General features: G+C 37.0%; 27 protein-coding genes. 18 read left to right on the forward strand and 9 right to left on the reverse strand.

Annotated elements, in window-relative coordinates; translation table 11 throughout:
• The first annotated feature begins 1 nt into the window (after nucleotide 1).
• The 3 genes from QJV27_RS02475 (at nucleotide 2) to QJV27_RS02485 (ending at nucleotide 1,081) form a co-directional block, all read left to right on the forward strand.
• Nucleotides 2-235 (forward strand): BolA/IbaG family iron-sulfur metabolism protein, encoded by a 234-nt coding sequence (locus QJV27_RS02475; RefSeq protein WP_281447406.1) that lies wholly within the window; start codon nucleotides 2-4, stop codon nucleotides 233-235.
• Nucleotides 236-259: 24 nt separating this feature from the next.
• Nucleotides 260-589, forward strand: a complete 330-nt coding sequence (grxD, locus tag QJV27_RS02480) for a Grx4 family monothiol glutaredoxin (RefSeq protein WP_281447407.1) — start codon at nucleotides 260-262, stop codon at nucleotides 587-589.
• 141 nt (nucleotides 590-730) lie between these two features.
• The gene (locus QJV27_RS02485) at nucleotides 731-1,081 is read left to right on the forward strand and encodes a hypothetical protein (protein ID WP_281447408.1); all 351 of its coding nucleotides are present in this window, start codon (nucleotides 731-733) and stop codon (nucleotides 1,079-1,081) included.
• A gap of 2 nt (nucleotides 1,082-1,083) precedes the next feature.
• Here QJV27_RS02485 and QJV27_RS02490 read toward each other — a convergent pair whose 3' ends face one another.
• Complete coding sequence (locus QJV27_RS02490; protein WP_281447409.1) at nucleotides 1,084-1,455, reverse strand: YraN family protein; 372 nt, start codon at nucleotides 1,453-1,455, stop codon at nucleotides 1,084-1,086.
• Nucleotides 1,456-1,549: 94 nt separating this feature from the next.
• Here QJV27_RS02490 and cls point away from each other — a divergent pair, with 94 nt between their 5' ends.
• Nucleotides 1,550-2,986, forward strand: a complete 1,437-nt coding sequence (gene cls / locus QJV27_RS02495; protein ID WP_281447410.1) for a cardiolipin synthase — start codon at nucleotides 1,550-1,552, stop codon at nucleotides 2,984-2,986.
• On the opposite strand, the gene QJV27_RS02500 is transcribed toward cls, so the two are convergent.
• A complete protein-coding gene (locus QJV27_RS02500) occupies nucleotides 2,981-3,634 on the reverse strand; it encodes an endonuclease/exonuclease/phosphatase family protein (RefSeq protein WP_281447411.1) in 654 nt (217 codons plus the stop codon). The genes cls and QJV27_RS02500 overlap by 6 nt on opposite strands.
• A gap of 125 nt (nucleotides 3,635-3,759) precedes the next feature.
• Entirely contained in the window at nucleotides 3,760-4,794 is a 1,035-nt protein-coding gene (locus tag QJV27_RS02505; protein ID WP_281447412.1) for an AI-2E family transporter, read from the reverse strand.
• Nucleotides 4,795-4,947: 153 nt separating this feature from the next.
• Here QJV27_RS02505 and metC point away from each other — a divergent pair, with 153 nt between their 5' ends.
• Nucleotides 4,948-6,171 (forward strand): cystathionine beta-lyase, encoded by a 1,224-nt coding sequence (gene metC / locus QJV27_RS02510; protein WP_281447413.1) that lies wholly within the window; start codon nucleotides 4,948-4,950, stop codon nucleotides 6,169-6,171.
• 9 nt (nucleotides 6,172-6,180) lie between these two features.
• Here the strand turns inward: metC and QJV27_RS02515 are convergent, their stop codons facing one another.
• From QJV27_RS02515 to QJV27_RS02530, 4 genes are all read right to left on the reverse strand, one after another.
• Nucleotides 6,181-7,656, reverse strand: coding sequence for a YifB family Mg chelatase-like AAA ATPase (locus QJV27_RS02515; protein ID WP_281447414.1), 1,476 nt, complete (start codon nucleotides 7,654-7,656; stop codon nucleotides 6,181-6,183).
• A 199-nt stretch (nucleotides 7,657-7,855) separates the two neighbouring features.
• On the reverse strand, nucleotides 7,856-9,109 hold the full coding sequence (gene serA, locus QJV27_RS02520) for a phosphoglycerate dehydrogenase (RefSeq protein WP_281447415.1): 1,254 nt from the start codon (nucleotides 9,107-9,109) through the stop codon (nucleotides 7,856-7,858).
• Nucleotides 9,110-9,132: 23 nt separating this feature from the next.
• Nucleotides 9,133-9,930, reverse strand: coding sequence for an inositol monophosphatase family protein (locus QJV27_RS02525; protein ID WP_281447416.1), 798 nt, complete (start codon nucleotides 9,928-9,930; stop codon nucleotides 9,133-9,135).
• Nucleotides 9,931-9,935: 5 nt separating this feature from the next.
• Nucleotides 9,936-10,844, reverse strand: a complete 909-nt coding sequence (locus tag QJV27_RS02530) for a c-type cytochrome (RefSeq protein ID WP_281447417.1) — start codon at nucleotides 10,842-10,844, stop codon at nucleotides 9,936-9,938.
• A 127-nt stretch (nucleotides 10,845-10,971) separates the two neighbouring features.
• On the opposite strand from QJV27_RS02530, the gene QJV27_RS02535 reads away from it, so the two are divergent.
• The 5 genes from QJV27_RS02535 to QJV27_RS02555 all read left to right on the forward strand — a co-directional run bounded on the left by QJV27_RS02535 (nucleotide 10,972) and on the right by QJV27_RS02555 (nucleotide 15,406).
• A complete protein-coding gene (locus QJV27_RS02535; protein ID WP_281447418.1) occupies nucleotides 10,972-11,727 on the forward strand; it encodes a 3-deoxy-manno-octulosonate cytidylyltransferase in 756 nt (251 codons plus the stop codon).
• Nucleotides 11,714-12,556: a prephenate dehydratase gene (locus QJV27_RS02540; protein ID WP_281447419.1), complete on the forward strand. Its 843-nt coding sequence runs from the start codon at nucleotides 11,714-11,716 to the stop codon at nucleotides 12,554-12,556. The genes QJV27_RS02535 and QJV27_RS02540 overlap by 14 nt, the downstream gene beginning before the upstream one ends.
• 44 nt (nucleotides 12,557-12,600) lie before the next feature.
• Entirely contained in the window at nucleotides 12,601-13,491 is an 891-nt protein-coding gene (dapA, locus tag QJV27_RS02545; protein WP_281447420.1) for a 4-hydroxy-tetrahydrodipicolinate synthase, read from the forward strand.
• 4 nt (nucleotides 13,492-13,495) lie between these two features.
• Complete coding sequence (gene smpB, locus QJV27_RS02550; RefSeq protein ID WP_281447421.1) at nucleotides 13,496-13,975, forward strand: SsrA-binding protein SmpB; 480 nt, start codon at nucleotides 13,496-13,498, stop codon at nucleotides 13,973-13,975.
• Between the two features lie 204 nt (nucleotides 13,976-14,179).
• Nucleotides 14,180-15,406: an acetate/propionate family kinase gene (locus QJV27_RS02555; protein WP_281447422.1), complete on the forward strand. Its 1,227-nt coding sequence runs from the start codon at nucleotides 14,180-14,182 to the stop codon at nucleotides 15,404-15,406.
• 113 nt (nucleotides 15,407-15,519) lie between these two features.
• On the opposite strand, the gene QJV27_RS02560 is transcribed toward QJV27_RS02555, so the two are convergent.
• Entirely contained in the window at nucleotides 15,520-15,888 is a 369-nt protein-coding gene (locus QJV27_RS02560) for a hypothetical protein (RefSeq protein WP_281447423.1), read from the reverse strand.
• A gap of 323 nt (nucleotides 15,889-16,211) precedes the next feature.
• Here QJV27_RS02560 and QJV27_RS02565 point away from each other — a divergent pair, with 323 nt between their 5' ends.
• The 6 genes from QJV27_RS02565 (at nucleotide 16,212) to QJV27_RS02590 (ending at nucleotide 22,605) form a co-directional block, all read left to right on the forward strand.
• On the forward strand, nucleotides 16,212-16,472 hold the full coding sequence (locus QJV27_RS02565; protein WP_281447424.1) for a hypothetical protein: 261 nt from the start codon (nucleotides 16,212-16,214) through the stop codon (nucleotides 16,470-16,472).
• Nucleotides 16,473-16,581: 109 nt separating this feature from the next.
• Nucleotides 16,582-17,868, forward strand: a complete 1,287-nt coding sequence (locus tag QJV27_RS02570; RefSeq protein WP_281448955.1) for a replication-associated recombination protein A — start codon at nucleotides 16,582-16,584, stop codon at nucleotides 17,866-17,868.
• Nucleotides 17,865-18,842, forward strand: coding sequence for an RluA family pseudouridine synthase (locus QJV27_RS02575; protein ID WP_281447425.1), 978 nt, complete (start codon nucleotides 17,865-17,867; stop codon nucleotides 18,840-18,842). The genes QJV27_RS02570 and QJV27_RS02575 overlap by 4 nt, the downstream gene beginning before the upstream one ends.
• Nucleotides 18,839-20,989 carry an AsmA family protein gene (locus QJV27_RS02580; protein WP_281447426.1) on the forward strand — a complete coding sequence of 717 codons (2,151 nt, stop codon included), beginning with the start codon at nucleotides 18,839-18,841 and terminating at the stop codon, nucleotides 20,987-20,989. The genes QJV27_RS02575 and QJV27_RS02580 overlap by 4 nt, the downstream gene beginning before the upstream one ends.
• A 25-nt stretch (nucleotides 20,990-21,014) precedes the next feature.
• Nucleotides 21,015-21,743 (forward strand): ATP12 family chaperone protein, encoded by a 729-nt coding sequence (locus QJV27_RS02585; RefSeq protein ID WP_281447427.1) that lies wholly within the window; start codon nucleotides 21,015-21,017, stop codon nucleotides 21,741-21,743.
• A gap of 142 nt (nucleotides 21,744-21,885) precedes the next feature.
• Nucleotides 21,886-22,605 (forward strand): DUF3050 domain-containing protein, encoded by a 720-nt coding sequence (locus QJV27_RS02590; RefSeq protein ID WP_281447428.1) that lies wholly within the window; start codon nucleotides 21,886-21,888, stop codon nucleotides 22,603-22,605.
• Nucleotides 22,606-22,740: 135 nt separating this feature from the next.
• On the opposite strand, the gene QJV27_RS02595 is transcribed toward QJV27_RS02590, so the two are convergent.
• The gene (locus QJV27_RS02595; protein ID WP_346771193.1) at nucleotides 22,741-23,901 is read right to left on the reverse strand and encodes a bifunctional 2-C-methyl-D-erythritol 4-phosphate cytidylyltransferase/2-C-methyl-D-erythritol 2,4-cyclodiphosphate synthase; all 1,161 of its coding nucleotides are present in this window, start codon (nucleotides 23,899-23,901) and stop codon (nucleotides 22,741-22,743) included.
• Nucleotides 23,902-24,022: 121 nt separating this feature from the next.
• On the opposite strand from QJV27_RS02595, the gene dusB reads away from it, so the two are divergent.
• Both dusB and QJV27_RS02605 read left to right on the forward strand, forming a co-directional pair.
• Complete coding sequence (gene dusB, locus QJV27_RS02600) at nucleotides 24,023-25,051, forward strand: tRNA dihydrouridine synthase DusB (protein ID WP_281447430.1); 1,029 nt, start codon at nucleotides 24,023-24,025, stop codon at nucleotides 25,049-25,051.
• Between the two features lie 16 nt (nucleotides 25,052-25,067).
• On the forward strand, nucleotides 25,068-26,156 hold the full coding sequence (locus QJV27_RS02605) for a two-component system sensor histidine kinase NtrB (protein ID WP_281447431.1): 1,089 nt from the start codon (nucleotides 25,068-25,070) through the stop codon (nucleotides 26,154-26,156).
• Nucleotides 26,157-26,176 lie beyond the last annotated feature (20 nt).

Here is a 26,176-nt window from a genome sequence, read left to right on the forward strand (position 1 = left end):
CATGAACGTATCAGAAATTGAAAACCGACTAAAAGAGGCATTTCCAGATGCTGATATTGATGTTGGTGCGTTAAAAAACGATGGCAGACATTTTTATTGCAAAGTATCCGCAAAAGAATTTATTGGGCTAAGCAAAGTTCAACAACATCAACTTATATACAAAGCTCTTGGGGATTATCTTCAACAAGATCTTCATGCGCTTGCCTTACAGACTTCTGCCCCTTCGACCCCCTAATTATAATAGTATAGGATTTAAAAAATGAGTAACCCAGCTTTTGAAACTATAAAACAAGAAATCAATTCCAATCCTGTTGTTTTATTCATGAAAGGCACTGCTGATTTCCCAAGTTGCGGATTTTCAGCTAAGGTTGTGCACATTCTCTCTGACCTTGGTGTTTCTTTTAAAGATGTAAATATTTTGGAAGATGATGGTTTGCGTCAGGGGTTAAAAGAATTTTCTAACTGGCCTACATTCCCCCAACTTTACGTTAAAGGTGAACTTGTTGGTGGTTGTGACATCGTTAGAGAGATGTTTGCCTCTGGTGAATTAGCAGAATTAATGAAAAAAAATAATATTGCTTGCAAATAATTTGTAACTTTTAAACAACACAACGGGAAAAATTTAAATTTATTAATTTTTTTCCCTTGTATGATATGTTCAAGAGAACGTTTATACGATACCTTGGCTGAAATATTCAGTTGTAAGCAGTTATCGTTCAGAGAGAATAAAATGGTTAGACATCTCAAAAAAACAGTTTGTGTCCTTTTTGGTGCCGTTGCACTTATTTCTTTAACACCTTCTTCTGGCAAAGCCCAACATATAGTTACAGAAAATGAAGCTGCCAAACTTACTTTTGAATCTTTAACTGCTAAACCAGTTGTTTATCACAGAGTCAAACATGTTTCTTCAGCCCGTTCAAATGTTAGAACCGTGTCTTACAAAGCTTCTAAAAGAAAATCTTCTAAGCTGGTAAGAAATGTTTCATATAATCATAAAGCAAAAAGTAAAGTCTCTGTCAAAAGTGCAGTTTACAACGTTTCAGCACATAAAAAATCAACCAAACGTCGCCATCGCAGCTAATTTTAAAGCGTAGTTATATTTTTGATATGTTCGATTTGTTCTAGTTCATCAATTGCAATAAGATCAAATCGAATATTATTGAAATTACTTTCCATAAAAAAATCTAAATAGTAAGATGCAGCATTTGCAAGCCTTCTTTGCTGTTTGGCGCTTAGTGCCAACAGTGCGTCTTTCATACTTTTTCTTGATTTAACTTCGATAAATAATAACCAGTCGTTTTTACGAGCAATTAAATCAATTTCCCCTAATGGGCAACGAAAACGGCGTTGTAAAATTTGCCAGTTTTTTTTGATTAAATAAATTTCAGCAATTTCTTCTGCTAATTTTCCCCTGATATAGGCAACATGCCCTGTTTTTTTATTATTTTTTATCATGTAAATATTCTATGATTTATTAGATATTGTTTCTATTCTATTAAATATATCATAATTGTAACTAAATTTATATTCCATATAGAAAGTTTTCCTCATGAGTGCGTTCTATACGTATCTTTTCTTAACAGATTTCGAACAAGACTGGTTTTTAGCAGTTTTACGTTTTGTATTATTAATCGTTGTTACAATTCATGTTCTTCGTCATGTTAGAGATACGAGATCAGCCATTGGGTGGATTGGCTTTACCTGGATTATGCCTATAACAGGCTTTATCCTCTATACAATGTTTGGAGTAAACCGTGTTGTTAGACGTGCCCAAAAACTAGTTAGCACACAACCTTGGCATAACCATTCAATCGATAATATGACCAAATACTATATTAAAGGTCATTTTTATCCGCTAGCAAAAGTTGTAGAAGGGTTCACCCAAAGACCATTATTAATTGGCAACAAAGTCGATACTTTTTATAATGGGGATCAAGCATATCCCGCAATGCTGGCTGCTATAAATTCTGCTCAAGTTTGCGTTTTTCTCTCAACATATATTTTAAAAAGTGATGAAACAGGCAGGGAATTTGCCGATGCGTTGATAGCAGCGCAACAAAGAGGGGCAACCGTAAGGGTATTAGTTGATGGAATAGGAAGTGGATATTTTTATTGTCCCATAGCAAAATATTTAAAAAAAAACGGCGTGTTAATTGATCGATTTATGCATTCCTTTTGGCCTTGGAAAATGCCCTTTATTAATCTTCGCACCCATAAAAAAATACTGATTGTTGACGGTAAGGTGGGATTTATTGGCGGGTTAAATATAGCTAATGAAAATAAGCTCTCTACGAATCCCAAACATCCTGTTTCAGATACACATTTTCAGATAAAAGGGGCAATTGTTCACGAATTAACTGAAGCTTTCTTACAAGACTGGTTTTTCATCACAACTGAAGATTTAAATAAGAAAAAATTTTTTCCTAAAACAACCGTTGAAGGCAACATGATCTGTCGTATTATCACAGCAGGTCCTGATTCAGATATGGAAAAAATCAAATATACGATGATGCAAGCGATCAGTTTGGCTAGAAACTCGATCAGAATCATGACCCCTTACTTTTTACCTGACGATCGTTTTTTATCATTATTATGTTTGGCTGCTGTAAGGGGGGTAAACGTTGAAATTATTATTCCTCAGAAAAGTAACCAACGTTTGGTTGATTGGGCCAGAAACATTAATAATATTCTACCTTTACAATATGGGTGCAACATATGGTTGGCAAAACCGCCATTTAATCATTCGAAATTGATGGTCATTGACCGTATGTGGTCGTTTGTAGGAAGTTCAAATGTTGATATGCGTAGTTTACGATTAAATTTCGAAGTTAATATGGAAATTTATCATAAAGAATTTGCTGAAGATTTGGATGACTTTATATGTACACATCGTCATACATTACTAACTTTGGATGACCTTCATCATCGATCAGTGTTTAAAAAATTCAGAGATTCAACAACACGCCTATTACTACCTTACTTATAAATCATGAGGACGCAAGGTTACCATAATAGGACAATGATCAGAAGATGAGCGAGAAAGAACTTGTTTATCAATACATTCCATTCCACGAACCAGGCATCGATCCAATCGAATGGGAAATAAATTAATCATTTTATGAGTTGGTTCCCGTGGTCCAACATCTTCAAAACCTGATAATAAAACGGGACCAACCAAATTATAATCCCCCAAAACAGCAGCATGATCAGGCAAAAAATCTGAAATTACTTGTAATTGACGGCGATTTAAAATCTGACCATGCGACAAATGGACATTAGCAATCCAAAATTTTCCATAATCTATTAATTGGGCCACCCGTCGAATTAACGCCCCTTTTGGCAAAACACAAGTTGAGGGTGGAGCATTAAAAGGATAGGGGCTCCAACACGCAACCCCATGAATACGGCCTGGTAAAGGAAAACGACTATAGTATCCACCAAGTAATTGGGGGATGATGTTCATCTCCTCTGTTGCCTCTTGCATTAATAACAGATCAGGTTGATGTGTATTTACCAAATAGGCAACATCGTAAGGTGTTGCACCTACTTTTCTTAATAAATTCCAACTGATTACTTTGAAATGATTAAAGTCAGGTTGATTTGGATTTAAAAGATCAGAATTGGACTGGGACAAAACTATAAACCTGTTTAAAAGAACAAGAAAATATAAGAACATTAAATATGTATTCTGTTTACTATCAATTGTCTAATAAATAGTATAGATTAACAATTAGCTATTCCTTACAGCAAGGTTTAATTTTATTTTGATACCTCATTGGCAGTGGAAAATTCCATTGTCAAACTATATCCTAACCCTAATAAAACGGGACCAAGGAAAATGCCTAACCCTCCAAAAGCCAATACCCCACCCAAGATCCCTAAGACACTCAACAAGTACGGCAACTTATTTCCTGATGAAACAAACATAGGCCTGATAATATGCTCGACACCAGAAATAAAAACTATCCCATATAATAATAATAAAATACCAGATAAAATATGATGATTTACGATTAACCAAATCACCGCGGGAATCCATACTACAGGGGCACCAATAGGGAATAAAGATAAAAACGCAGCAATCCCACCTAACAAAACTGGCTCGGGTATGGAAAATAACGCTAGACCACATCCCGTTAATATTCCTTGTAGCAAAGCAGTTCCTATTATTCCATAAACTGTTCCCAAAATTGTTTTATTCGTCATCTCGACCAATTTCTTTGAAGATGGACCTGCAACTTTATAAACAACTGCCAGTAAAACCTCTCCTAAATAATCACCACTTAACCAAAAGAAAAACGATATAAATAAAGCAAAAACGAATTGTAAAAATCCACCAACAGTTTGCAAGAACATGGACAAAGAAGCTCGGGTTATATCGTATAGATATGGTCTTAAACTATCACCGATACTAAGCAGATGTTCAGCCCCTTGTTCCCAAGTTTTAATTAAATATTTGTTAATAACAGGGACATGTTGAACCCAATTAGGTGGAGATACAAAATTAATAGATGCTGTCGCAGATGAAATCATTTTCAGAACTTTAGGGGCATCATCAATAATGGCAGAAGTTAAAATAATGATTGGCATGACCACGCATAATGAACAAAAAATAGTCATTAGCAACGAGGCAAAAACTTTTCCCACGTATTTGCGTAAAAAAACATACATTGGCCATGTGGCAAAACTGATAATACCAGCCCATAAAATAGAAGAAAAAAGAGGGCGTAAAATTAACCAACAACCATACGTAATTGCTGCAAGCAAAATATATAAGATGATGCGTCTATCCATTTTCTTTCTCCTAGATCATTATAGATATATTGATTTAGTGAGAGAAAAAAGGTGCTTGTTTAATTTTTTTATTATTTATATCAAAACTATAAAGACTGGTGAAATCAGATATACTGACCGCAATATTATTTAAAAACGATAAGGATATATCACATGGCAACATCATCTGCCCAAGAACATGCAGTTTCCCGTGGATGGAAAGCATTATCAACCTTGTTGGTTACTGCCGCCCGTCATGCAAAACCGTTGCCACTTGATGGAAGCTTTGTCAATAATCCTCTACATCGTGGTTCTACGGTTGTATATCCTTCTATGTCAGCCATGCGTGATGCTGGACAATATACTTATGATCACGTAACATTATATGGTGCTATGGGATCACCAAACCAACATGATTTAGAACAAGTCATGGCATTAATTGAAGGGGGAATGCACAGTCATGTTGTTTCCTCAGGATTATCAGCATGTACTATTCCTTTGTTAGCCTATCTTTCAGCTGGGGATCATTGTCTAATTATTGATAGTATTTACGGTCCCACTCGACGTTTTGCTGAAACTGTTATGAAACGCTTTGGGGTAGAGGTTTCCTATTATCCTGCCGATATTTCAACCGAACAGGTTAGAAATTATTTAAAATCTAATACAAAAGTAATTTTTACAGAGAGTCCTGGCAGCCATACATTCGAAATTCAAGATATTGGTGCTTTGGCAGAGTTGGCACATGAATACAAGGCAAAATTAATTTTAGACAATACATGGGGAATTGGAATTTTCAAACCTTTTGATCATGGTGTTGATGTATCTGTCCAAGCATTGACAAAATACGCCAATGGCCATTCAGACCTTGTCTTAGGGGCAATTACTGTCAATAATGAAACTGATTGGAAAATTCTAAGAAATACAATCATTGCATTGGGTGAGGTTCCAGGACCAGATGCTTGTTGGCTGACATTAAGAGGGTTAAGAACCCTTAGCGCACGTCTAGAACAACAATCGATATCTGGTTTAAAGATCGCACAATGGTTTGCACAACAGCCCCAAACAGAACGTGTATTACATCCCGCATTACCCAGCTGTTATGGACATGATTTGTGGAAGCGAGATTTTTTTGGGGCTAGCAGTATTTTTGGTGTTGTGTTTAAAAATTATGTTACTCCTGAACAAGTTGTTAATATGATTGAAAATCTGTCCTTATTCTCTATTGGTGCATCATGGGGAGGATATGAGAGTTTAGTTCTACCTACTGATAGCGAAATAAGGCGCAGTTTCCCCAATAAGATTTTAACTGGGCCAGCGTGTCGTTTTCATATTGGTCTTGAAAATAGTGAAGACTTGATTAAGGACTTGGAACAAGCATTTTCAATATGTTTTGTTTAAAATAAATTATTAGCGTTGTCGAAAATTTAAAGCTTCGGCAATGCTTATGATATCAATATCTTCTTTATGTCCTAAATCAGCAATCGTTCTGGCCACACGTAATAATCGGGTCATGCCTCGTGCAGATAGTCGTAATTGAGTCGATGCTTTTTCAACCATGTCTGCAACTTCGGTGGATAAAGTGATATGGTGGCTGCTAATCTCATTATTTAACATATTTTGTCTGGTTAACTGACGTTCACGTGCTAATTGAACCCGTTCCGCCACACTCTCGCTGCTTTCGCCAGTTGCCATAGAAACCATCTCTTTGGGACTGATTTGTTCAATTGTTGTAATTAAATCAATTCGATCTAACAAAGGGCCAGAAATCTTGCGTGTGTATTCTTCTTTACACTTTGGAACACGATGACATTCACGTTCTGTATCCCCCATATACCCACAACGACACGGATTCATCGCCGCAATAAATTGAAAACGGGCAGGGTAGGTCACGTGCGAGGTGGCCCTAGCAATCGAAATATCCCCTGTTTCAAGAGGTTGCCTTAATGCTTCTAACGCATGTCTGGAAAATTCTGGTAACTCATCTAAAAATAATACGCCTTGATGCGCCAAACTAATTTCACCAGGTTTGACCTTAGCCCCACCACCTGTTAACGCAACCTGACTAGCAGAATGATGCGGACTGCGAAAAGGGGGTCTTATAACAGGGGCAGAATTTAACAATAAACCTGCCGAACTATAAATACGGGTAACTTCTAAAGATTGCTGAGACGTCAAATTAGGTAACAAACTGGGTAGGCGCGCCGCCAACATGGATTTACCAGCCCCAGGCGGTCCAATCATTAACATTGAATGTCCCCCCGCCGCAGCGATCTCTAACGCACGTTTTGCAGATTCCATCCCTTTGATTTCATTCAAGTCAGGTTCTGATTGCAGGGTAGGTAGTGGTGTAAATTGAGGTTGAGATAAAATCTGTCTACCTAAAAAATGCTGCATCAGTGATAATAGATCTGGTGGCGCCAGAATACTGATGTCCCCACCCAATAATGCTTCCCCACCTTGGGCTTGTGGGCAAATTAAACCTTTGTCTTCGCTTGCTGCACCAATTGATGCCGATATAACATTATTAACGGGACTTAGTTGTCCGTCCAACGATAACTCACCAACAGCTGCATAATGCAGCAGTTCTTCTTGGGGGATAATATCCATGGCACATAAAATTCCCAATGCAATTGGTAAATCGTAATGTGTGCCTTCTTTTACAATATCGGCTGGGGCCAAATTAATTAAGATGCGTTTTGGTGGCATTGCAATGCCCATGGAAATTAATGCTGCCCTGACTCGTTCGCGAGATTCTGTTACAGCTTTATCTGCCAGCCCAACCATGATAAATGCTGGCAAACCACGTGTAATCTGGACTTGGACTTCTACACATACAGGATCAATACCAGAAAATGAAAAGGTTGATACTCTGGTAATTGTCATTTTAAATAATCCTGCTTTACACTATATAATTTGGTATAAAATAATGTTTTTATTTCAAAATAAATAGCATAATCCATATTCAGATTTCAGCAAGACCGAAGTATTAGTTATTTATAGCGAGTATTCAATAAAATATTTTTGTAAGCTGGTTGTAAGAACTGTGGATGAAACGTCTTTCCACAGTTCTCTGGACTTAAGATTATTTATCTGTAGGGCGGTATAGGATACGTGCACGGATAGTGCCGTCTAATGCACGTAAAGAACGCAAAATTTCAATATCATGATTGCCTTCAGTGGTTGCTTCGATCACAACATATCCAACTTCACCGTCAGTTTGTAGATATTGTGCAGATATATTGGCATTTGCCTGTGTAAATATATTGTTAATTTTCTGCATAATTCCTGGCACATTTTCATGTACGTGCATATAGCGTGTGCCTCTGAGACGAATAGGTAATTGTACCTCAGGAAAGTTAACAGAACTTAAAGTTGAACCGATATCAGAATATTCTACAAATTTATTACTAACTTCACGCCCAATACGCTCTTGGGCCTCAATCGTTGATCCACCAATATGAGGGGATAAAATAACATTATCTAAACCTCGTAGGGGGGAGATAAATTCTTCCCCTTTTACTTTGGGTTCTTTGGGAAAAACATCAATGGCAGCACCCAATAAGTGCTTGCTTTTCAGTGCTGCTGCTAGGGCATCAATGTCCACGACCTGGCCCCGTGCATTATTAATTAAAAAAGACCCTGGCTTCATCATGGCAATTTCTTTTTCACCAATTAAATTTACCGTACTGTCTAAATGAGGGACGTGTAAACTGACAATATCACTTTGCTGTAGCAATTCAGCCAAAGATCCAACAGGTTTTGCGTTGCCATGGGATAATTTATCAACCACGTCATAGTAGATGACCTGTAATCCAAAAGCTTCCGCCAAGATAGACAGCTGTGATCCAATCGAACCATATCCAACAATACCCAGTGTTTTACCTCTTACTTCCCAGCTATTATCGCTGCTTTTATCCCATAACCCTTTATGGCATTCTTCTGAACGGGTGAAAATACGACGCAATAACATTACAATCTCACCCATCACCAATTCAGCAACAGAACGTGTATTACTGAACGGTGCATTAAATACTGGAATACCACGATTTCTGGCTGCTTCTAGATCTACCTGATTGGTGCCAATACAAAAACATCCAATGGCTATTAACTTATCTGCAGCATCCAATACTTCTTCAGTAATATGCGTGCGTGAACGAATTCCAACCAGATGAACCCCTTTGATTGCTTCTTTTAAAGCATCCCCTTCCAAAGCGGTTTTTAAATGGGTAATGTTTGTGTATCCGTGTTGTTTTAATAAATCAACAGCACTTTGGTGAACCCCCTCCAACAACAAGATACGAATTTTGTCCTTGGGTAAAGATAGATTAGAAGCCATTATATTTTCCTTAACTAAAATATTTAAATATCATCATTTAATAACTCAATGACCTGTTGTTTTAAGCTGATGTCACCAAGAGCCAAAACAGTTTCATTGCTACTTAAATTCAATGGATTGCCTTGCCAGTCGGTAATACTGCCACCTGCACCCTCTATAATAGGAACCAAAGCTGCCCAATCCCATATTTGGTTGCCATGTTCAATTATTAAATCAATTTGACCCAATGCCAACAGACCATAGGCATAACAGTCGCCCCCCCAAGTCATTCTTTTAACTTTATCACATACCCGCACCCATTTTGGATTGGGGGCTTCATTTAAGATTTCTGGCGCGGTACAAGACGCCTCAGCAAAACGTAATTCTGGACATGCTCTGGTTCCAATTTTCCCACCCAATTCCGAAATGAATTGAGAGGGTTGCCCTTCGACACCTATCCAACGTTCTTTGGTCATTGGTTGATCAATGATTCCTAAAACGGGCCTGCCTTCATATAACAACGCAATCAACACCCCAAACAAGGGACGCCCTGTGATAAAAGCTCGTGTTCCATCAATTGGATCAATCACCCATTGGTATTTTGACTGTGTTTTATTGCTACTGCCATATTCTTCCCCAATAATTCCAAAATCAGGTGTTTCACGTTGTAAGATTTTTCGAATTACTTGTTCAGATTCACGATCAGCCTGAGTAACAGGCGAATCATCTGATTTTATGTCAGTCGTTATAGATTGACGAAAATAAGGACGAATGACCTTACCTGCTTCTTGAACCGCTTCTTGGGCAATTTGTAAGAAAGAATCTAATTGAAGTTTAGTCATAATATTTAATGATTTTCCTGTGGGGAAAGAGAACGTAAATACAATATAATCTCTTTTCTGACTGCGAGGGATGCTATGCCATTGTAAATCATTTTATTTCCTGGCGCCCATTTCTCTGGATTTTCTAACCATTGATCTAAACTACTTTCTGTCCAATCACCTTGCTTTGCTTTTAGGGCCTTAGAATAAGTATAATTCCCTTTGGACGCAATTGGTTTATCAACTATATCGTACAAATTAGGCCCCAGACCGTGTGTCCCATTTGGTTTAACACTATGACATACAGCACAAAAATGTTCGAAATTTTGTTTTCCTGTCACAATATTTTTTTCAGAGATTTGAGTCGTTTTTGATTTCTCCGACAAATTTGTAACACGTTGAATATCAGGGGATTTCGCTGGGTCATATTGAATAGATAATATTTCCTTGTCTTGATGATTTGATGAAAGCGTTTTTAAATAAGCAATTAAATCGATACGATCCTGTTTTGACGGCATTCCAGGATAGGCCATATTTGTATCCGAGGCAAAAGCAGATGGACGAATTAACCATTGATTTAAATTTTGAATGTCCCATTGTTCTTTACGATGTTTTTTTAAACTTTGGGAATAATTAAATCCTTGAACCGATGCAATGTGACGGTCCATAATATCATATAAATAGGGACCGATTTTATGGGAATCATCTTTATTAAAACTATGACATAGACCGCATTGATTAGCCGCTATTTGCTTACCTTTGGAAATATTTGCACTTGCAAGATTAATTTTCTTGTCATCATTATCTAAAAATAACGCTGATTTTATAGGTGTTGTATCTTTGATCAATAAATATCCTATACCCCATGCGCTGGCAAAAACACTGGCAGAAAATACACAAGCAGCGAGTAATCGATTCCAATCAAAACTGTCCATTTTGAATAATTTTCTTCATAAATTAAAATGATCTATACAATCCGCACTTGTTTATAGAATAAAGGCACGTTATCAGCTATACAAGATAAAGATAACAACAGACTTAATTTTTTGAGACCTTGATCTGATGAATGCGTTAATTATTATTCCAGCTCGTCTTGCCTCTGTTCGTCTGCCAAATAAACCCTTGGCTGATATCAATGGAAAAGCCATGATTGTAAGGGTCATGGAACAAGCACAAAAGGCCAATATCGGTCGAGTAATTGTGGCTTCTGGTGATCCTGAAATATCAGCAGTTATTCGTAGCGTTGGGGGGGAGGCTATAGATACCAATCCCAAATTGCCTTCTGGATCAGATCGTGTTTATGATGCCTTATGCCAACTTGATAACCACGAAGAATACGAAACCATCATTAATTTACAAGGGGATTTGCCTTTGATCAGTCCCCAAGATATTCTTCAATCTTTGTTACCTTTAAACAATCCCACCGTTGACATCGCAACTTTGATTGCCCCTATACAATCAGAGCAAGAAAAAAATGCTTCTTCTGTTGTTAAGGTCGCTTGTAGTTTTTATAAAGATTCTACTACACTTGCCAAAGCGCTTTATTTTTCTCGATCACCCATTCCGTGGGGGGAAGGAATATTATGGCATCACGTGGGCATTTATGCTTATCGCAAAACAGCATTGAAACAATTTATTACCTTACCTGCATCACCATTGGAACAGCGTGAAAAATTAGAACAGTTACGAGCCTTAGAAGCAGGTATGACAATTGGGTGCGCAACAATTTCGCATGCACCTTTGGGGGTTGATACCCCACAGGACCTTGATAATGTAAGAACAATAATAAAAGAGAATATTAAAAATGACATCTGCTAAAATCATTGCTTTTCAAGGAAGACCTGGTGCCTATTCGGATTTGGCCTGTCGTTTAGCACGCCCTGGCTGGATAACTTTACCTTGTGAAGACTTTTATACAGCAATTAAAGCAGTACAAATGGGACGTGCCAATCAAGCCATGTTACCCTGCGAAAATAATTTAGTAGGGCGCGTTCCTGATATTCATACGCTGCTTCCCTCTTCAGGGTTGTTTATTGTCGGGGAACATTTTCAACGTGTTGAACATTGTTTATTAGGCATTAAAGGTACACAAATCTCTGATATTAAACGAATTCACACCCATCCCGTAGCAATGGGGCAAGTTGCAGGATTAATTCAATCTTTACAGGTTGAGCCTATTGTTGAATTTGATACGGCTGGCTCGGCTGAAATTATTGCTAAACTTAACAGCAAAGAAGACGCAGCCATAGCATCCTCCTTAGCAGCAGACCTAAACGGATTAGACGTTTTACGTCATAATGTCGAAGATGAATCTTATAACACCACACGATTTTATATCGTTGCCAAAGATCGCGAGATCCCCCCCACCAACGAAAATCATATCGTAACAACATTGTTATTTAAAACGAAAAATATTCCAGCCGCTCTTTATAAAGCTTTGGGAGGCTTTGCAACCAATAATATCAACATGACCCGCCTTGAAAGTTGTATGGCTGATGGCAATTTTATTGCTACGAAGTTTTTGGTTGATGTCGATGGACATATAGATCAACCTGCTTTAAAGCGTGCAATTAATGAATTACAATTTTACTCGGAAGAGTGTATTATCTTAGGTGTATATCCTGCATCAAAATATCGTCAATCTTGATAAGATGACTGTATTTTACATAATAATAACCAAGGATCATTTACATGACGAATATTTGGCTTGAAGGCTCAATAACCGCCCTAGTTACCCCAATGAACGAAGATGGTTCATTAGATATTAAAACGTTCGAAAAATTCGTAGATTGGCAAATTCAAGAAGGGACTTCTGCCTTGGTTCCAGTAGGGACCACAGGTGAAAGCCCTACATTATCCCATGAAGAGCATAAAAAAATTGTTGAAGTAGCGGTTAAAGTTTCAAATGGCAGAGTTCCCGTACTTGCTGGGGCAGGGTCTAATTGCACTGCCGAAGCTGTTGAAATGGCCTTGTTTGCCAAAAAAATTGGTGCAGATGCAGCATTGGTCGTTACCCCATATTACAATAAACCCACCCAAGAAGGACTATTCCAACACTATACAACAATTGCCAATGCCAGCAAATTTCCTATTTATATCTATAATATTCCTGGTCGCTCGGTCATTGATATGTCTGTTGAAACAATGGCACGATTGGCACAAAACCCGTATATTGTTGGGGTTAAAGATGCGACTGCAAATTTATTGCGTCCTATTCAGACCCGACGTGCTGTAAAAAAACAATTCAATCAGCTTTCTGGTGAAGATGGAACAGCCGTTCCATTTTTGGCTGCAGGTGGGGATGGGTGTATTAGCGTAACCGCGAATATTGCCCCTAAATTATGTGCTGAATTACAACGTGCATGGAAAGATGGTCATATTGCTAACGCTATCGCCATGCAAGATCGTTTATCTATTTTACATGATGCAATGTTTTGTGAAAGCAATCCCGGGCCAGTTAAATTTGCTGCTTCTGTCTTAGGGTTGATGAACGAAACCTGCCGTTTACCTTTGGTTCCTATTGCACAATCTTCACGAAAACAAGTTAAAGAAGCATTAGAATTTGTTGGATTACTGAGTTAGAAGCATGGCTGAGAAGAAAAAAAGCACGTTAATCTCATTTGGAAATGTTGCTAAAAATCGCAAAGCAACCTTCAATTATTCTATTGTTGAGAAAATTGAGGCTGGTATCATGTTAAAAGGTCCAGAGGTTAAAAGTTTGCGTAATGGTCGTGCCACAATTAATGAAGCATATGCTGGTGAACGAGATGGAGAAATATGGCTTTTCAATAGCTATATTCCTGAATATCAAGGTGGGGTATTTTCTAAATTCGATCCCAGAGCCCCTCGCAAATTATTGCTGCATCAAAAACAAATTAATAAACTTCTTGGTGCCATTACCCGAGAGGGGATGACCTTAGTTCCTTTGGATATATTCTTCAACGCCAGAGGCATTGCCAAGGTCAGCCTTGGTCTTGGTCAAGGTAAAAAGAAGGCAGATAAACGTCAGGCTATTGCAGATCGAGATTGGAAACGTGACAAAGCCAGATTACTTAGAAATAAATAATAACTTATGTAAGATTTTTTTGACAAAGCTAAAATAAATCTTCATCATAATTGCTGGCAAAATATTAAAAGGATCAAGGGGGAAAGGTTTTTTAAATTGTTTTAATATTGTTACGTATTTAATAATTTATATCAAACCCTTGATAATTTCTATTATTTAATAAATTTAGATATGACATAATTTTTAACAAGGTTCTTTTTTTGTATGGCAGATTCGGTACTAATTATTAATGCAGGTTCGTCAAGTTTGAAATTCTCTCTTTATCATGAAGATGGAAATGGCGAATTTATTCAATATGCCAAGGGATTACTTGAAGGAATAGGAACCAAACCGCATTTGATCGTATCGGATCAGAATAATACAACTCTTGTTGATAAAATTTGGACAGATCCTAAATTATCTCAGCCCAGTGCTAGAGATATTTTATTTGATGAAACGCTGGAATGGATTTTTAATCACATTGGGGATGATGAAATTATCGCTGTGGGGCATCGTGTCGTACACGGAGGGGCAAAATATTCCAGACCAGTATTCATTAATGAGGCAATATATCAATATCTTGAAAATCTGACCCCATTCGTACCTTTACATCAACCCGGCAGTTTATCGCCAATGCGTGTAATGATGCGTAAGAAACCCAATATTCCTCAAATTGCATGTTTCGATACAGCATTTCATGCAACCATGCCAGACAAAGCGAAACGTTTTGCTTTGCCCAGAAAATATTATGATGAGGGTATAAGACGTTATGGATTTCATGGGTTATCCTATCAATATATAGTTCACTATCTTAATCAAACCCAATCCCCCCTTGCCAAAGGTAAGACAATTGTTGCCCATTTAGGCAATGGTGCCAGTGTCGCAGCAATTAAAGAGGGTCAATGTATCGACACTTCTATGAGTTTTACCCCTTTGGATGGTTTGGTTATGGGAACCAGGACTGGGCATATTGATGCAGCTATTATTTTATATATGTTGCAAGAAGAAAAATTATCACCTGAAGAGGTTGAATCCTTGATTTGGAAAAAATCTGGATTATTAGGGGTTTCAGAAGTATCCAGCGACATGCGCGATATTTTACAAGAAGTTATCAATCAAGGACCCAAAGCCGAATATGCAAAGCAAGCCTTTGATTTATTCGTTTATAAATTAATTGGTGAAATTGGTCGATTAAGCGCGTCGCTTGAAGGATTAGATGGATTAATATTTACTGCTGGAATTGGTGCCCATGCACCGAATATGAGAAATGCGGTATGTAAGTCCTTAAAATGGTTAGGCGTGGAAATTGATGAAAATGCCAATAAAGCCCACCAAGAGGTTATTAGTACCCCAAACAGCAAAGTGCTGGTACAAATTATTCCAACAAACGAGGAATCTATAATACTAAAAGATATACTAGACATGATCAAAAAAGAAAAAGTACAGGCCTGATCATAAGCGAATTAGTCATTTAAAACCTTCGACACGGTATAAATGACTAATACATCCTTTACTAGTGTCATATATTGAGTTGGTAAACCAGTCTACAACTGCTGTTTATTTCCTTAGTTCAATAATTCTTTACAACTCTTACGAATAGAGGAGGCTACTCTGTGGCTGCATATTTTTTGTACGTCGACCTCGCACAGCTGTATAGAATTTGCATAAAGAGATCTCAATATTGAAACGTTAATCTCTTGTCTTGTATTATTATTACTTTTATCATTAGCAACTTTAGTTTTGAATTCTTTTAGATTTTTCAAAGATTCAATACAAGATGGACTGATCTGACTTGATTGTGTCTTTAGAATTTGAAACATTGTTTGTAATCGTTCTGTAGAAAACTGCACTGCAGATTCATCGTTTGATTGTGCAAAAGCAATATCGGACATACCCAGCACCAACAATATTCCCAAAGAAATAGCTTTTATCATTCCTGTTTTCCTAGATATCCAATCCGAATTTCTTTATTTTAAAATCAGAATGTTTTTGTTATCCCTATTTTCAAAGGCTCAAAAATCCTTTGTTTTCTGCCGTGTTATACCACAATGATCGATTTTATGCAGTCTTTTCTTTTATTATCCTGTATTCATACACAGGGTCTTCCTCAGATTTATCCCCGAAAATGTGGATAACTTTTAAAAACTAGTAATTAATGCTTCAATGATTGATAATTTTTAATTTTTTCATGATGATGAATGTAAAATATATGATATTTTACTGATTCATAATAAGTAAGTTTATAATGGAGAAAACAATGTCTACGCATAAAAATATGAAAAAAAAGCTGTCATTTTGTATAAAATCTTCTTTGTTGGGCAGCTTATTTTTACTTGCTGCATGTTCTGGTACTGCATCAACCCCTGTTCCACCAGGAACTGAATCCCCAGCGGGCTATGGTTCGTCTTGTAAGGCAGGGATGTATTCTTGTAAAACACCTTATCCAGTACCTCTTGGATCTCCTTGCAGTTGTCCTGGTGTCGGTGCTGCTTCTTATGGTAATGTCCACGCTTCATAATTATATTTTAATATAACGAATGTCATCATCCCCCTTTAAATCAGAAGTATCTTTCTCTGAAACAGATTTATTTGCTTCAGATCTAACCCATAGCGATGCTTCTAAACCAATGATGTCTTCTTCAAAAAAGCAGGCACCATTGGCAGATCAGTTGCGTCCAAAAACATTAGAGGATGTTATTGGACAAGACCATCTGCTTGGGGATGATGGTATCTTAAAAAATATGCTTGATCATCAAGCCTTGTCCAGCTTAATCTTGTGGGGACCGCCTGGTACTGGAAAAACAACGATTGCCCGCATCTTGGCACATTATGCCCAATTGCACTTTGTCCAGATTTCTGCTATTTTCTCTGGGGTTAATGACCTAAAAAAAGCTTTTGACGAAGCAAAAAAATATCATCAACATCTTGGCAAAAGTACTTTATTATTTGTTGATGAAATTCATCGTTTTAATCGTGCTCAACAAGATGGATTTTTACCAGTGGTTGAAGATGGCACTATTATTTTAATTGGTGCAACCACTGAAAATCCTTCATTTACTTTAAATAGTGCCCTACTTTCCCGCTGCCAAGTACTCGTTTTGCGCAGACTAGAAGATACCGCATTAAGTCAACTTTTATATAGAGCAGAGCAACAGTTAGGAAAAAAATTACCTCTGTCTGATAAAGCACGCCAAGATTTAATCTCAATGGCAGATGGGGATGGTCGATATTTATTGAATATGATCGAACAAATTACTTTACATGCAAAAAGCAACCTTTTAGAAAGTAAGGACTTAGCTAAAATCTTAAGCCGTCGGGCTTCTCTTTATGATCGAAATCGAGACGAACACTATAATCTAATTTCTGCACTTCATAAATCTTTACGTGGATCTGACCCAGACGCAGCTTTATACTGGTTTGCAAGAATGTTAGAAGGAGGCGAAGATCCCCGTTACATTGCTCGCAGATTAACTCGATTTGCCGCAGAAGATATAGGATTAGCATCCCCAAATGCATTAACTTTGGCTGTTGCAGGGTGGGAAACCTTTGAACGTTTGGGATCACCAGAAGGGGAGGTCGCACTGGCAGAGGTCGTTGTGTATTTGGCAACAGCTCCGAAATCTAATGCTGTGTATAAGGCGTATAATAAAGTAAGAGAGGTTGCCAAAAAAACAGGCAGCTTTATGCCGCCTGCTCATATTTTAAATGCACCAACATCAATGATGAAAGATTTGGGCTATGGCCAAGGATATGAATATGATCACGATACTGAGGAAGGATTTTCAGGGCAAAATTACTTTCCCGATCAGATGCGACGTGAACAATTTTATTTTCCAACCCAACGTGGGATGGAAGAAACAATTCACCAGCGTATAGCCCATTGGAATAAAATAAGAAAAAAGCGTTCTGTATGAAAATTTTAAATATTACTGTTCAAAAAGAAGATGGCGATGTCAGAGTGGATCGTTGGGTTAAACGTCAAAACCCAAATATTACCCAAGGAATAGTACAAAAACTATGCCGTACAGGACAAATTCGTGTTAATGGTAAACGTGTTCAGACCTCTACTCATCTTACTTCAGGCGATAATGTAAGATTACCAATGGTTGAGATTGATCAACAACTGGCCAAACAACCCAAATCTATTGACCCCAAACTTGCCAAAGAAATCAAAGATTGGATAATTTATCAAGATAATGATTTATTTGTATTGAATAAACCTTCTGGAATTGCAGTGCAGGGGGGTAGTAATGTTACCAAACATATTGACGGGTTATTAGAAGCTCTGCAAGGTGAAAGTAAATACCGACCTTCTTTGGTGCATCGTTTGGATAAAGACACGTCTGGCTTATTGTTAATAGCACGTCATCCTGCCTCTGCAGCCAAATTGGCCGCAGCCTTTCGCAGCAGAGATATGAAAAAAATATATTGGGCTATTACAACGCGTCGGCCATCACCATTAAGTGGTCGTATTGATTTACCCTTATTAAAAGTGGAATATCAAAATGGTTCCCATATTGAGCCAGCTGATGCAAAAAATAAAGAAGCCCAACGCGCTGTTACAGAATATGAAGTCAAAGATTTTGCAGCACGGAAGCTAGCCCTTGTCGAGTTGTATCCATTAACGGGGCGTATGCATCAATTACGCGTTCATTGTGCTGCTATGAAAGCGCCTATTTTAGGAGATAAAAAATATAATGAAGAAATGCCCTTTATGGAAGGATTTTCACAGAAATTGCATCTTCATGCGCGTCAACTGGATATGCCTCATCCTGCTGGTGGCAGATTGATTATTGAAGCCAGTTTACCAACACATATGAAAGAAACGTTCGAGCAATTAGGATTTGTCATTCCTAGTGAAAAAAAGGCTATTCGGACTAAAAAATGAACAAAAAGAAAATTTTTTTAACAATTTGTGGCGCTGTTATTGGCTTAGCAGGGGTGGGGGTTGTTGCTATTCAGCACTTTGCTGACCGTAATATTATATTAACCCAACTTTATGATACGCTTGAAAAACAAACTGGCAGGAAAATTACTTTACAACATTTTAATATTCATTTCTTACCATGGCCGGAAATTAAAGCGTCGAATATAAAATTATCAAATATACCAAACAGTGCTAATCCAGACATGATTGTGGCAGATAGTTTAACTGCCAAGGTCGATCTATGGTCTTTGTGGCGTCAAAAAGTTCATTTTAAATCGTTAGTTTTATCCAACGTTAATATTCATCTAGAACGAAATCAAAATGGTGAAAAAAATTGGGATTTTACTAATACCGTACAGGTTGATTCATCTGCAAAACATACTTCCACCCAATCAATTGCTCATAAAAAATGGAAATTAAGATTTAACTTAATCCAATTCAATAACGTACAATGTTGGTTCGATGACCAACAAAATCACAAGAATGCTTATCTGCATTTTAATCAAATTGAGTTAAATCAATTAGAAACAAACAAAGTTCGTTTGGAACTTGACGGTTCGCATCATCAGGCGGATTTCAAAATTTCAGGCCGTATTAATCATTTTAATGAGTTATTAGATAATAAAGGATCATTACCATCACCAATAAAATTCCAAATTAGTTTTGCAGAATATATTCACAATCAAAAAATAGGTGTATTGCGTATTAGTGGTAGTATCCAAGATCTAATAAAGGCAAGGGGATATGATCTAGCCGTTATTGGAACTATTCTAAATCTTAACGATCTAAATAAACTTTTCCCACATGCAAATTTACCCTCTATTGAGAATATAACCTTAAATGCTGCCGTTACGGATATTGCTAACAAGACAGATCCAAAAGCTAATCCACAAATTAAAACATTACAGGTCCATACGGGTAATTTGCAACTTCCATCGATTTCTGGTGTTCGTATTACCAGTACCCATCTTATTGCCAATAGTTTGAATGAAACCGTAAACAGTCAAATAACTGGTCAATATCATGATAAGATGTTTCGTTGGTCAGGAAATTTAGGAAGTTTGGATAATTTACAAAATATATTAAAAGGTTCTGTTCAACAATCCATTCCTATTACGGGTAAAGTCTCTTCTGATACTTATAATGCGCAACTAGATGGGACCATTGGTGATTATAATCCATCCTTAGATGTAAAAGTAAATTTATTAAATTATAACCAGTATTTTAAGGATATAGGTGACTTTAAAGCACAAGACATTCGTTATGCAGGACGAATGATAATACTTTTTAAATATCAAATAAAATCACTGCTAAATTTATCTAAGCTAGTATTACCTGCGATTGAGACTGACGGGAAATTAACTAGCAGCCTTCTACAAATCAATCAGTATAAATTTGAAGATTTTTCAACAGACATTCGTTGGAAACAACGAGAATTATTTTTAAATCAATTTATTTTACATAATCAAAAAGCATCCTTGAAAGGATCGTTAGTCTATTCTTTAAAGTCAGTTATCCCTGTATTAACTATTAATATCAATAACTCTAAAGTCCCGATGAAATGGGTAGAAAACCAACTTGATCTATCTAACCTTTATTCTGGTCCCATTGAATTGGTGGGAAGGTTATCTACACAAGGATTATCAATATCTCAGTGGGTAAAGAATATTAAAGGCCACATCGGATTGTCCGGTGTTGATGGCAAACTAGAACTAGCAGGGCTAAAACACTATATTGGCAAGGCTGCGCAGACATTACCTTTAAACAACAGTCTAACAGCACAATGCTTGGCCATTCATGCAATGATTGATGAAGGTCAATTACATTTTGATACATTAACTTTGCAAACAAAACAATTTGCATTAAATGGTAATGGTACTTTTAATATTCCAAACCAACTGCTGAATATACATCTTATCCCTGACGTTACCCTAGGGGCAATTAATGCTTCTGCACCTTTGCGGATTACTGGGACGTTATCAGATCCGCGCACATCATTTGATATGAATAAAAACAAGGTGTTTACATTAAACATAAATCCATTAAACAAAGCAAAACCGCCGACAAATTACTGTAATCAAGCTTTGATCAAAGCAAGAACACCTTAAAAAAACATATAACTGGACAATACTTATGAGCGAAGCCATAAAATTACGTCGTTTTTGGGATCATGTTCATCTTCAAGAGCATGAAAATGGATTTCAAATATTGTTGGACACACGTCCTGTTAAACTTCCACAAAAAACAGTTTTACATATTAAAAACAAAGTATTAGCACAAAAAATAGTCAAAGAATGGGAACAAGCTGGAAGCAAAAAAGGGGATGTGTTTTCCTTTGAACAACTTCCTTTGACACGTATGGTTGGAACAATGATCGAGAAAATCATTCCAAACAGAAATATGTATGTTGATGTCTTAATTCCTTATTTGAACGGGGACTTACTCTGTTATCACGCAGATACACCCAAACAATTGGTTAACAAACAACAAGAATATTGGCTGCCACTTGTTCACTGGTTTCAAGAACGTTTTTCAGTGCAGTTGATAACCAAAACAGGCATTATGCCCATTACTCAATCACCAATTACAGTTCAAACTGTGCAAAACTATCTTTCCAATTTGACAGATGGAGAGTTAACAGCATTTGCTGTTTTGGTTCCTTTGTTAGGAAGCATTATCTTGACCTGCGCTATGAAAGAAAATCAGATTAATGCAAAATATGCTTTTGAGTTAGCTTATCTTGACGAAACTGTTCAAGCTGAAATTTGGGGTTACGATTCTCAACAACAAGGTCGACTTGATAAAATTTGCAAAGATATCGAAGAGGCCTCGGAATTCCTAGAGTTAATAAGTAATTCTTAAGATTATATTTTTTTATTTTTGTATCGTAATAATAATTGGTGTATATCTATTACTGGTAGTATTTTTCAATTATAAAGAAGTAAAATAAATGCATAATTCTATTACACATTATGAAGATGCGCTCAAAGAAGCCAACAAAAATATGAGACATCATATATTATTTCGTCATATACGTACAATTGACGATTTAAGATACTTTATGCAGTATCATGTCTTTGCGGTTTGGGATTTTATGAGTCTTGCCAAAAGGCTTCAGATGGATTTCACTTGTGTTTCTTTGCCTTGGACACCAAAATCCAATCATAAAGCCTGTCGAGCAATGAATGAAATCATTTTGGGCGAGGAAACGGATGTCGATGTAGATGGTTCACACATTTCTCATTTTGAAATGTATTTAAACGCCATGAACGATATAAAAAGTAACACGACCCCTGTGTTATCAATGGTCAAGGGCTTTGAAAATACACCTAAAGCACCATTCAAAGACATTGTTAACAAACAAAATATTCCTAGTTATGTAAAAGATTTTGTTAATCATTCCTTAGGTACAGCAATTAACGGGGAACAGGCTGAGGTATTAGGCTCCTTTTTTTATGGACGTGAGGATGCCATCCCAGAAATGTTCAGCAGTTTGCTGAAGGAATGGGGATTAGAAGAGAATGAATATCCTAAGTTCGTATATTACCTGAAACGTCATATAGAACTTGATGGTGATTCCCATGGTCCTGCCGTCAACAGTATTATTTCCAACATCAAAAGCGATACAGAAACATACACTAAATTACTTCAAAGTGCGCTTGATGCTGTAAATCATCGTATTCGTCTGTGGGACGGTATTTATAAAGATTTAACATCCCACTGACTATCGATAATATAAATTTTTATAATATTCTTTAAAAAATTATCTTCTTTGGGGTATATGGCATAAACACTGTAATTATTGTCGCTGCCATATACTTTAGTTACGTATATCATTACAAAAATCACCAAAACTGGATCATTCCGGTAATAAAATACTTGTAACAGCCTGACAGGCAATCCCTTCCTCACGTCCAGTAAACCCTAACTTTTCTGTCGTTGTTGCTTTGACTGAAACACGATTAAAACTTATTTGTAATAATTCCGCAATTTTTTCGCGCATTTGTTCGATATGTGGACGCATTTTAGGACGTTCACAAATAAGCGTTAAATCGATATTAATAATTTTACCACCGCGTTGTCTGACCCGTTCCCCTGCATGAACCAGAAACTGCTTACTATCTGCATTCTTCCACTGTGTATCCGAGGGTGGGAAATGCGCCCCAATATCTCCTTCAGCCAAGGCACCGTAAATTGCATCACATAATGCGTGTAAGCCCACGTCCGCATCAGAATGACCTGCCAGTCCAAATTCATGAGGCACTTCTATACCACATAAAAACAAGGGACGACCTTTTTCAAAGGCATGCACGTCAAAACCTGATCCAATTCTGGGCAACATTACATTTGTCATTAATCGCTCCAAACGTTTTAAATCATCTTGATAAGTTAATTTGATGTTATTTTCGTCCCCCAAGACCAATGCAACATCTAAACCTGCCTGTTCAAACAAAGATGCGTCATCAGTTGCACCGCGGATGGTTGGATTACGATGTGCTTCTAAAAAGGGCTGAAATCTAAATCCTTGCGGTGTTTGTGCTCTATATAACCCATCACGAGAAACAGTCTCTTCAATAAGCTGTTGTTTGTTACGTTTCAACGTTTCAGAGACAGGAATGGCAGGAATGGCAGCAGGATATTCTTGTAACGCTTCTACGACACGATGAATAATCTCAGCAGAGATGTTAGGACGCGCACCATCATGTACTAAAATAATATCAGGTTTTAATTCTTGTGGTAGGCTGGCCAGTGCCTCTAGACCTGCACGGACACTATCTTGTCGTTCTGCACCGCCTGTAACAGGGGGCAAAATACGTTGGCTATCCAAAGGGGACAAAATTGCGTGTAGCAATTCAGGATCGCCCACAGGTTGAATATAGTGGACATGTGGTAAAAACGCTTTTGCTGCATGATAAATTACAGGATGTCCCAACAAATGAACATATTGTTTGGGAACAGTACCTTGTTTATTAAAACGTCTGCCCATACCAGCAGCAAGAAGAATAACGGCTATACGCATCATAGCTGGGGAATGCGACTTATTATACATTTCGTCAAGCATTTTTATTTAAATATTGCAGATTGAATAATAAAATCATTGTGATAAGTTTACCTCTTTACATCTTAACCGAGTAACAGCCGTGACTAATTTATCAGAAACTATCCCTACTTTAAAGCCAATCATTTTGGATAAAAACAAGATTATTGATATTCCGATCATATTGGCACCAATGGCAGGTGTTACTGACTTTCCTTTCAGAAAGTTAGTCAAACAATTTGGTGCAGGATTGGTAGTTTCTGAAATGATTGCGTCATGGGCAATGATTCGTGAAAATAAAACTACATTACAAATGGCTGAGCCCATCACTGACGGTTTAAATTCTACTCAGCTAGCAGGATCAGATCCCCAGGCCATGGCTGAGGCCGCACGTATTGCTGTTGATCATGGTGCGAATATTATCGATATTAATTTTGGCTGTCCTGTTAAAAAAGTGGCGGTGGGTCAACAAGCAGGATCTGCTTTGATGCAAGATGAGCAAAAAGCTGCGATTATTTTAGAAGCTGTTGTAAAAGCTGTCGATGTTCCAGTAACTTTAAAAATGCGTATGGGATGGGATCAAAATTCACTTAATGCCCCACAACTTGCAAAAATTGCCCAAGAATGCGGTGTAAAAATGGTGACGATACATGGTCGTACACGTCAACAATTATACAGGGGAACGGCAGATTGGGCATTTATTCGTCAGGTTAAAGATGCCATTTCTATACCTGTGATTGTCAATGGAGATATTATTGATATTGAAACAGCAACCCAAGCTTTAAATCTATCGGGTGCTGATGGATTGATGGTTGGTCGTGGATGTTATGGAAAACCTTGGTTTATTGCCCAATTAGGTCACTTTTTTCAACATAAATCTATATTACCAGACCCAACTTTACCACAAATCAAAGAAACCATTTTGGCCCATTACGACATGATGCTGTCTTATTATGGTGAACGATCAGGCGTTCGCCTAGCACGAAAACATATTTCTTGGTATTCATCAGGACTGCATGGATCTGCTGTGTTTCGAGCCTCTATTAACCAAATGGATCGTTCAGCAGATGTTATTAAAGCAATAAATGAATTCTATGATCTTAATATTCAAAATAGTATGCTAACACATTGATTTCATATTTAAGATCATGACGAACACTAAACTATACCCTCCCTTGGATGGTTATGATATTGTTGAATCTCTGCCAACGCCGTTAATAGTCGTAGATGCTCAATTAAATATTATCTACATCAACGGTGCGGCAGAAGATTTTTTAGTTATTTCAAAAAAAAATGTTCAACATTGTGATCTAAAAGCTTTTTTTTCAAGCAATCATTCAGTTTACGACCTTATTAAAAAGGTAAAGGTAAAAAAAAGAGCTATTGTTGAATATGAAGTTGAAATTTTAACTTATACGCAAATTAGCAAAGAAATTACGCTATATATTGCTCCATTTATAAAAAATGAACAATTAATATGTTTGACAATACACGATTATACACTTGCCAAAACAATCGGGGAAAAAGCAAGTTTCCATAAAATATCACGTAGTGTGGCCAATATGGCTGCTTTATTAGCTCATGAAATCAAAAACCCTTTATCAGGGATAAAAGGGGCTGCGCAATTACTGCAAACGACACTTAATACACAAGATCAAGAATTAACAACCTTAATTTGCGATGAGGTAGAACGGATAAAAAAGCTTGTTGATCGCACTGCTGTTTTTAACAATCAACATCTACACTTTAGCCTTGTAAATATTTATTCCATATTAGCACATGTCAAAAAAATTGCTGAAAATGGCTTTGCTGCTGATATTCCAATTAAAACAATTTACGATCCTTCCTTACCTTTAATTCGTGCTGATAAAGATCTGTTGATTCAAGTTTTTATTAACTTAATTAAAAACGCAGCTGAATCGATTAAAAATGCTAAAATTCAAGGGGAAATAACATTAATAATAGGGTATCAGCCAAATCTCGTTATGAATATTTCTGAAAATAAGAAGCGTGTCACCCTACCTTTGGTTATCATTATTCGTGACAATGGTCCTGGAATACCCGATCATATAAAACCTCGTTTATTTGAGCCTTTCGTCAGTAGTCGTCCCAACGGGACTGGATTAGGGCTAGCCTTATGCGGTAAAATCATCAATGATCATGGTGGTATTATTGATATTCATAGCCAAAAAGATCAAACTGATGTAAAAATATTTCTACCCCTTACTGATTGTTAATCACTGGATTTAATTATAAA

It is taken from the genome of Commensalibacter oyaizuii (genome assembly GCF_029953265.1).
Taxonomy (GTDB): domain Bacteria; phylum Pseudomonadota; class Alphaproteobacteria; order Acetobacterales; family Acetobacteraceae; genus Commensalibacter; species Commensalibacter oyaizuii.

Excerpts from the sequence above, each read along its gene's own strand:
- smpB (WP_281447421.1), top strand. The coding sequence starts at position 13,496 with ATGGCTGAGAAGAAAAAAAGCACGTTAATCTCATTTGGAAATGTTGCT.
- cls (WP_281447410.1), top strand. The coding sequence starts at position 1,550 with ATGAGTGCGTTCTATACGTATCTTTTCTTAACAGATTTCGAACAAGAC.
- QJV27_RS02525 (WP_281447416.1), bottom strand. The coding sequence starts at position 9,930 with ATGACTAAACTTCAATTAGATTCTTTCTTACAAATTGCCCAAGAAGCG.
- QJV27_RS02575 (WP_281447425.1), top strand. The coding sequence starts at position 17,865 with ATGAAAATTTTAAATATTACTGTTCAAAAAGAAGATGGCGATGTCAGA.
- QJV27_RS02535 (WP_281447418.1), top strand. The coding sequence starts at position 10,972 with ATGAATGCGTTAATTATTATTCCAGCTCGTCTTGCCTCTGTTCGTCTG.
- QJV27_RS02585 (WP_281447427.1), top strand. The coding sequence starts at position 21,015 with ATGAGCGAAGCCATAAAATTACGTCGTTTTTGGGATCATGTTCATCTT.
- QJV27_RS02530 (WP_281447417.1), bottom strand. The coding sequence starts at position 10,844 with ATGGACAGTTTTGATTGGAATCGATTACTCGCTGCTTGTGTATTTTCT.
- QJV27_RS02515 (WP_281447414.1), bottom strand. The coding sequence starts at position 7,656 with ATGACAATTACCAGAGTATCAACCTTTTCATTTTCTGGTATTGATCCT.
- QJV27_RS02560 (WP_281447423.1), bottom strand. The coding sequence starts at position 15,888 with ATGATAAAAGCTATTTCTTTGGGAATATTGTTGGTGCTGGGTATGTCC.
- QJV27_RS02505 (WP_281447412.1), bottom strand. The coding sequence starts at position 4,794 with ATGGATAGACGCATCATCTTATATATTTTGCTTGCAGCAATTACGTAT.
- QJV27_RS02590 (WP_281447428.1), top strand. The coding sequence starts at position 21,886 with ATGAGACATCATATATTATTTCGTCATATACGTACAATTGACGATTTA.
- QJV27_RS02595 (WP_346771193.1), bottom strand. The coding sequence starts at position 23,901 with ATGCGTATAGCCGTTATTCTTCTTGCTGCTGGTATGGGCAGACGTTTT.
- QJV27_RS02555 (WP_281447422.1), top strand. The coding sequence starts at position 14,180 with ATGGCAGATTCGGTACTAATTATTAATGCAGGTTCGTCAAGTTTGAAA.
- QJV27_RS02485 (WP_281447408.1), top strand. The coding sequence starts at position 731 with ATGGTTAGACATCTCAAAAAAACAGTTTGTGTCCTTTTTGGTGCCGTT.
- QJV27_RS02475 (WP_281447406.1), top strand. The coding sequence starts at position 2 with ATGAACGTATCAGAAATTGAAAACCGACTAAAAGAGGCATTTCCAGAT.
- serA (WP_281447415.1), bottom strand. The coding sequence starts at position 9,109 with ATGGCTTCTAATCTATCTTTACCCAAGGACAAAATTCGTATCTTGTTG.
- grxD (WP_281447407.1), top strand. The coding sequence starts at position 260 with ATGAGTAACCCAGCTTTTGAAACTATAAAACAAGAAATCAATTCCAAT.
- metC (WP_281447413.1), top strand. The coding sequence starts at position 4,948 with ATGGCAACATCATCTGCCCAAGAACATGCAGTTTCCCGTGGATGGAAA.
- QJV27_RS02605 (WP_281447431.1), top strand. The coding sequence starts at position 25,068 with ATGACGAACACTAAACTATACCCTCCCTTGGATGGTTATGATATTGTT.
- QJV27_RS02580 (WP_281447426.1), top strand. The coding sequence starts at position 18,839 with ATGAACAAAAAGAAAATTTTTTTAACAATTTGTGGCGCTGTTATTGGC.
- QJV27_RS02490 (WP_281447409.1), bottom strand. The coding sequence starts at position 1,455 with ATGATAAAAAATAATAAAAAAACAGGGCATGTTGCCTATATCAGGGGA.
- QJV27_RS02570 (WP_281448955.1), top strand. The coding sequence starts at position 16,582 with ATGATGTCTTCTTCAAAAAAGCAGGCACCATTGGCAGATCAGTTGCGT.
- QJV27_RS02540 (WP_281447419.1), top strand. The coding sequence starts at position 11,714 with ATGACATCTGCTAAAATCATTGCTTTTCAAGGAAGACCTGGTGCCTAT.
- dapA (WP_281447420.1), top strand. The coding sequence starts at position 12,601 with ATGACGAATATTTGGCTTGAAGGCTCAATAACCGCCCTAGTTACCCCA.
- QJV27_RS02565 (WP_281447424.1), top strand. The coding sequence starts at position 16,212 with ATGTCTACGCATAAAAATATGAAAAAAAAGCTGTCATTTTGTATAAAA.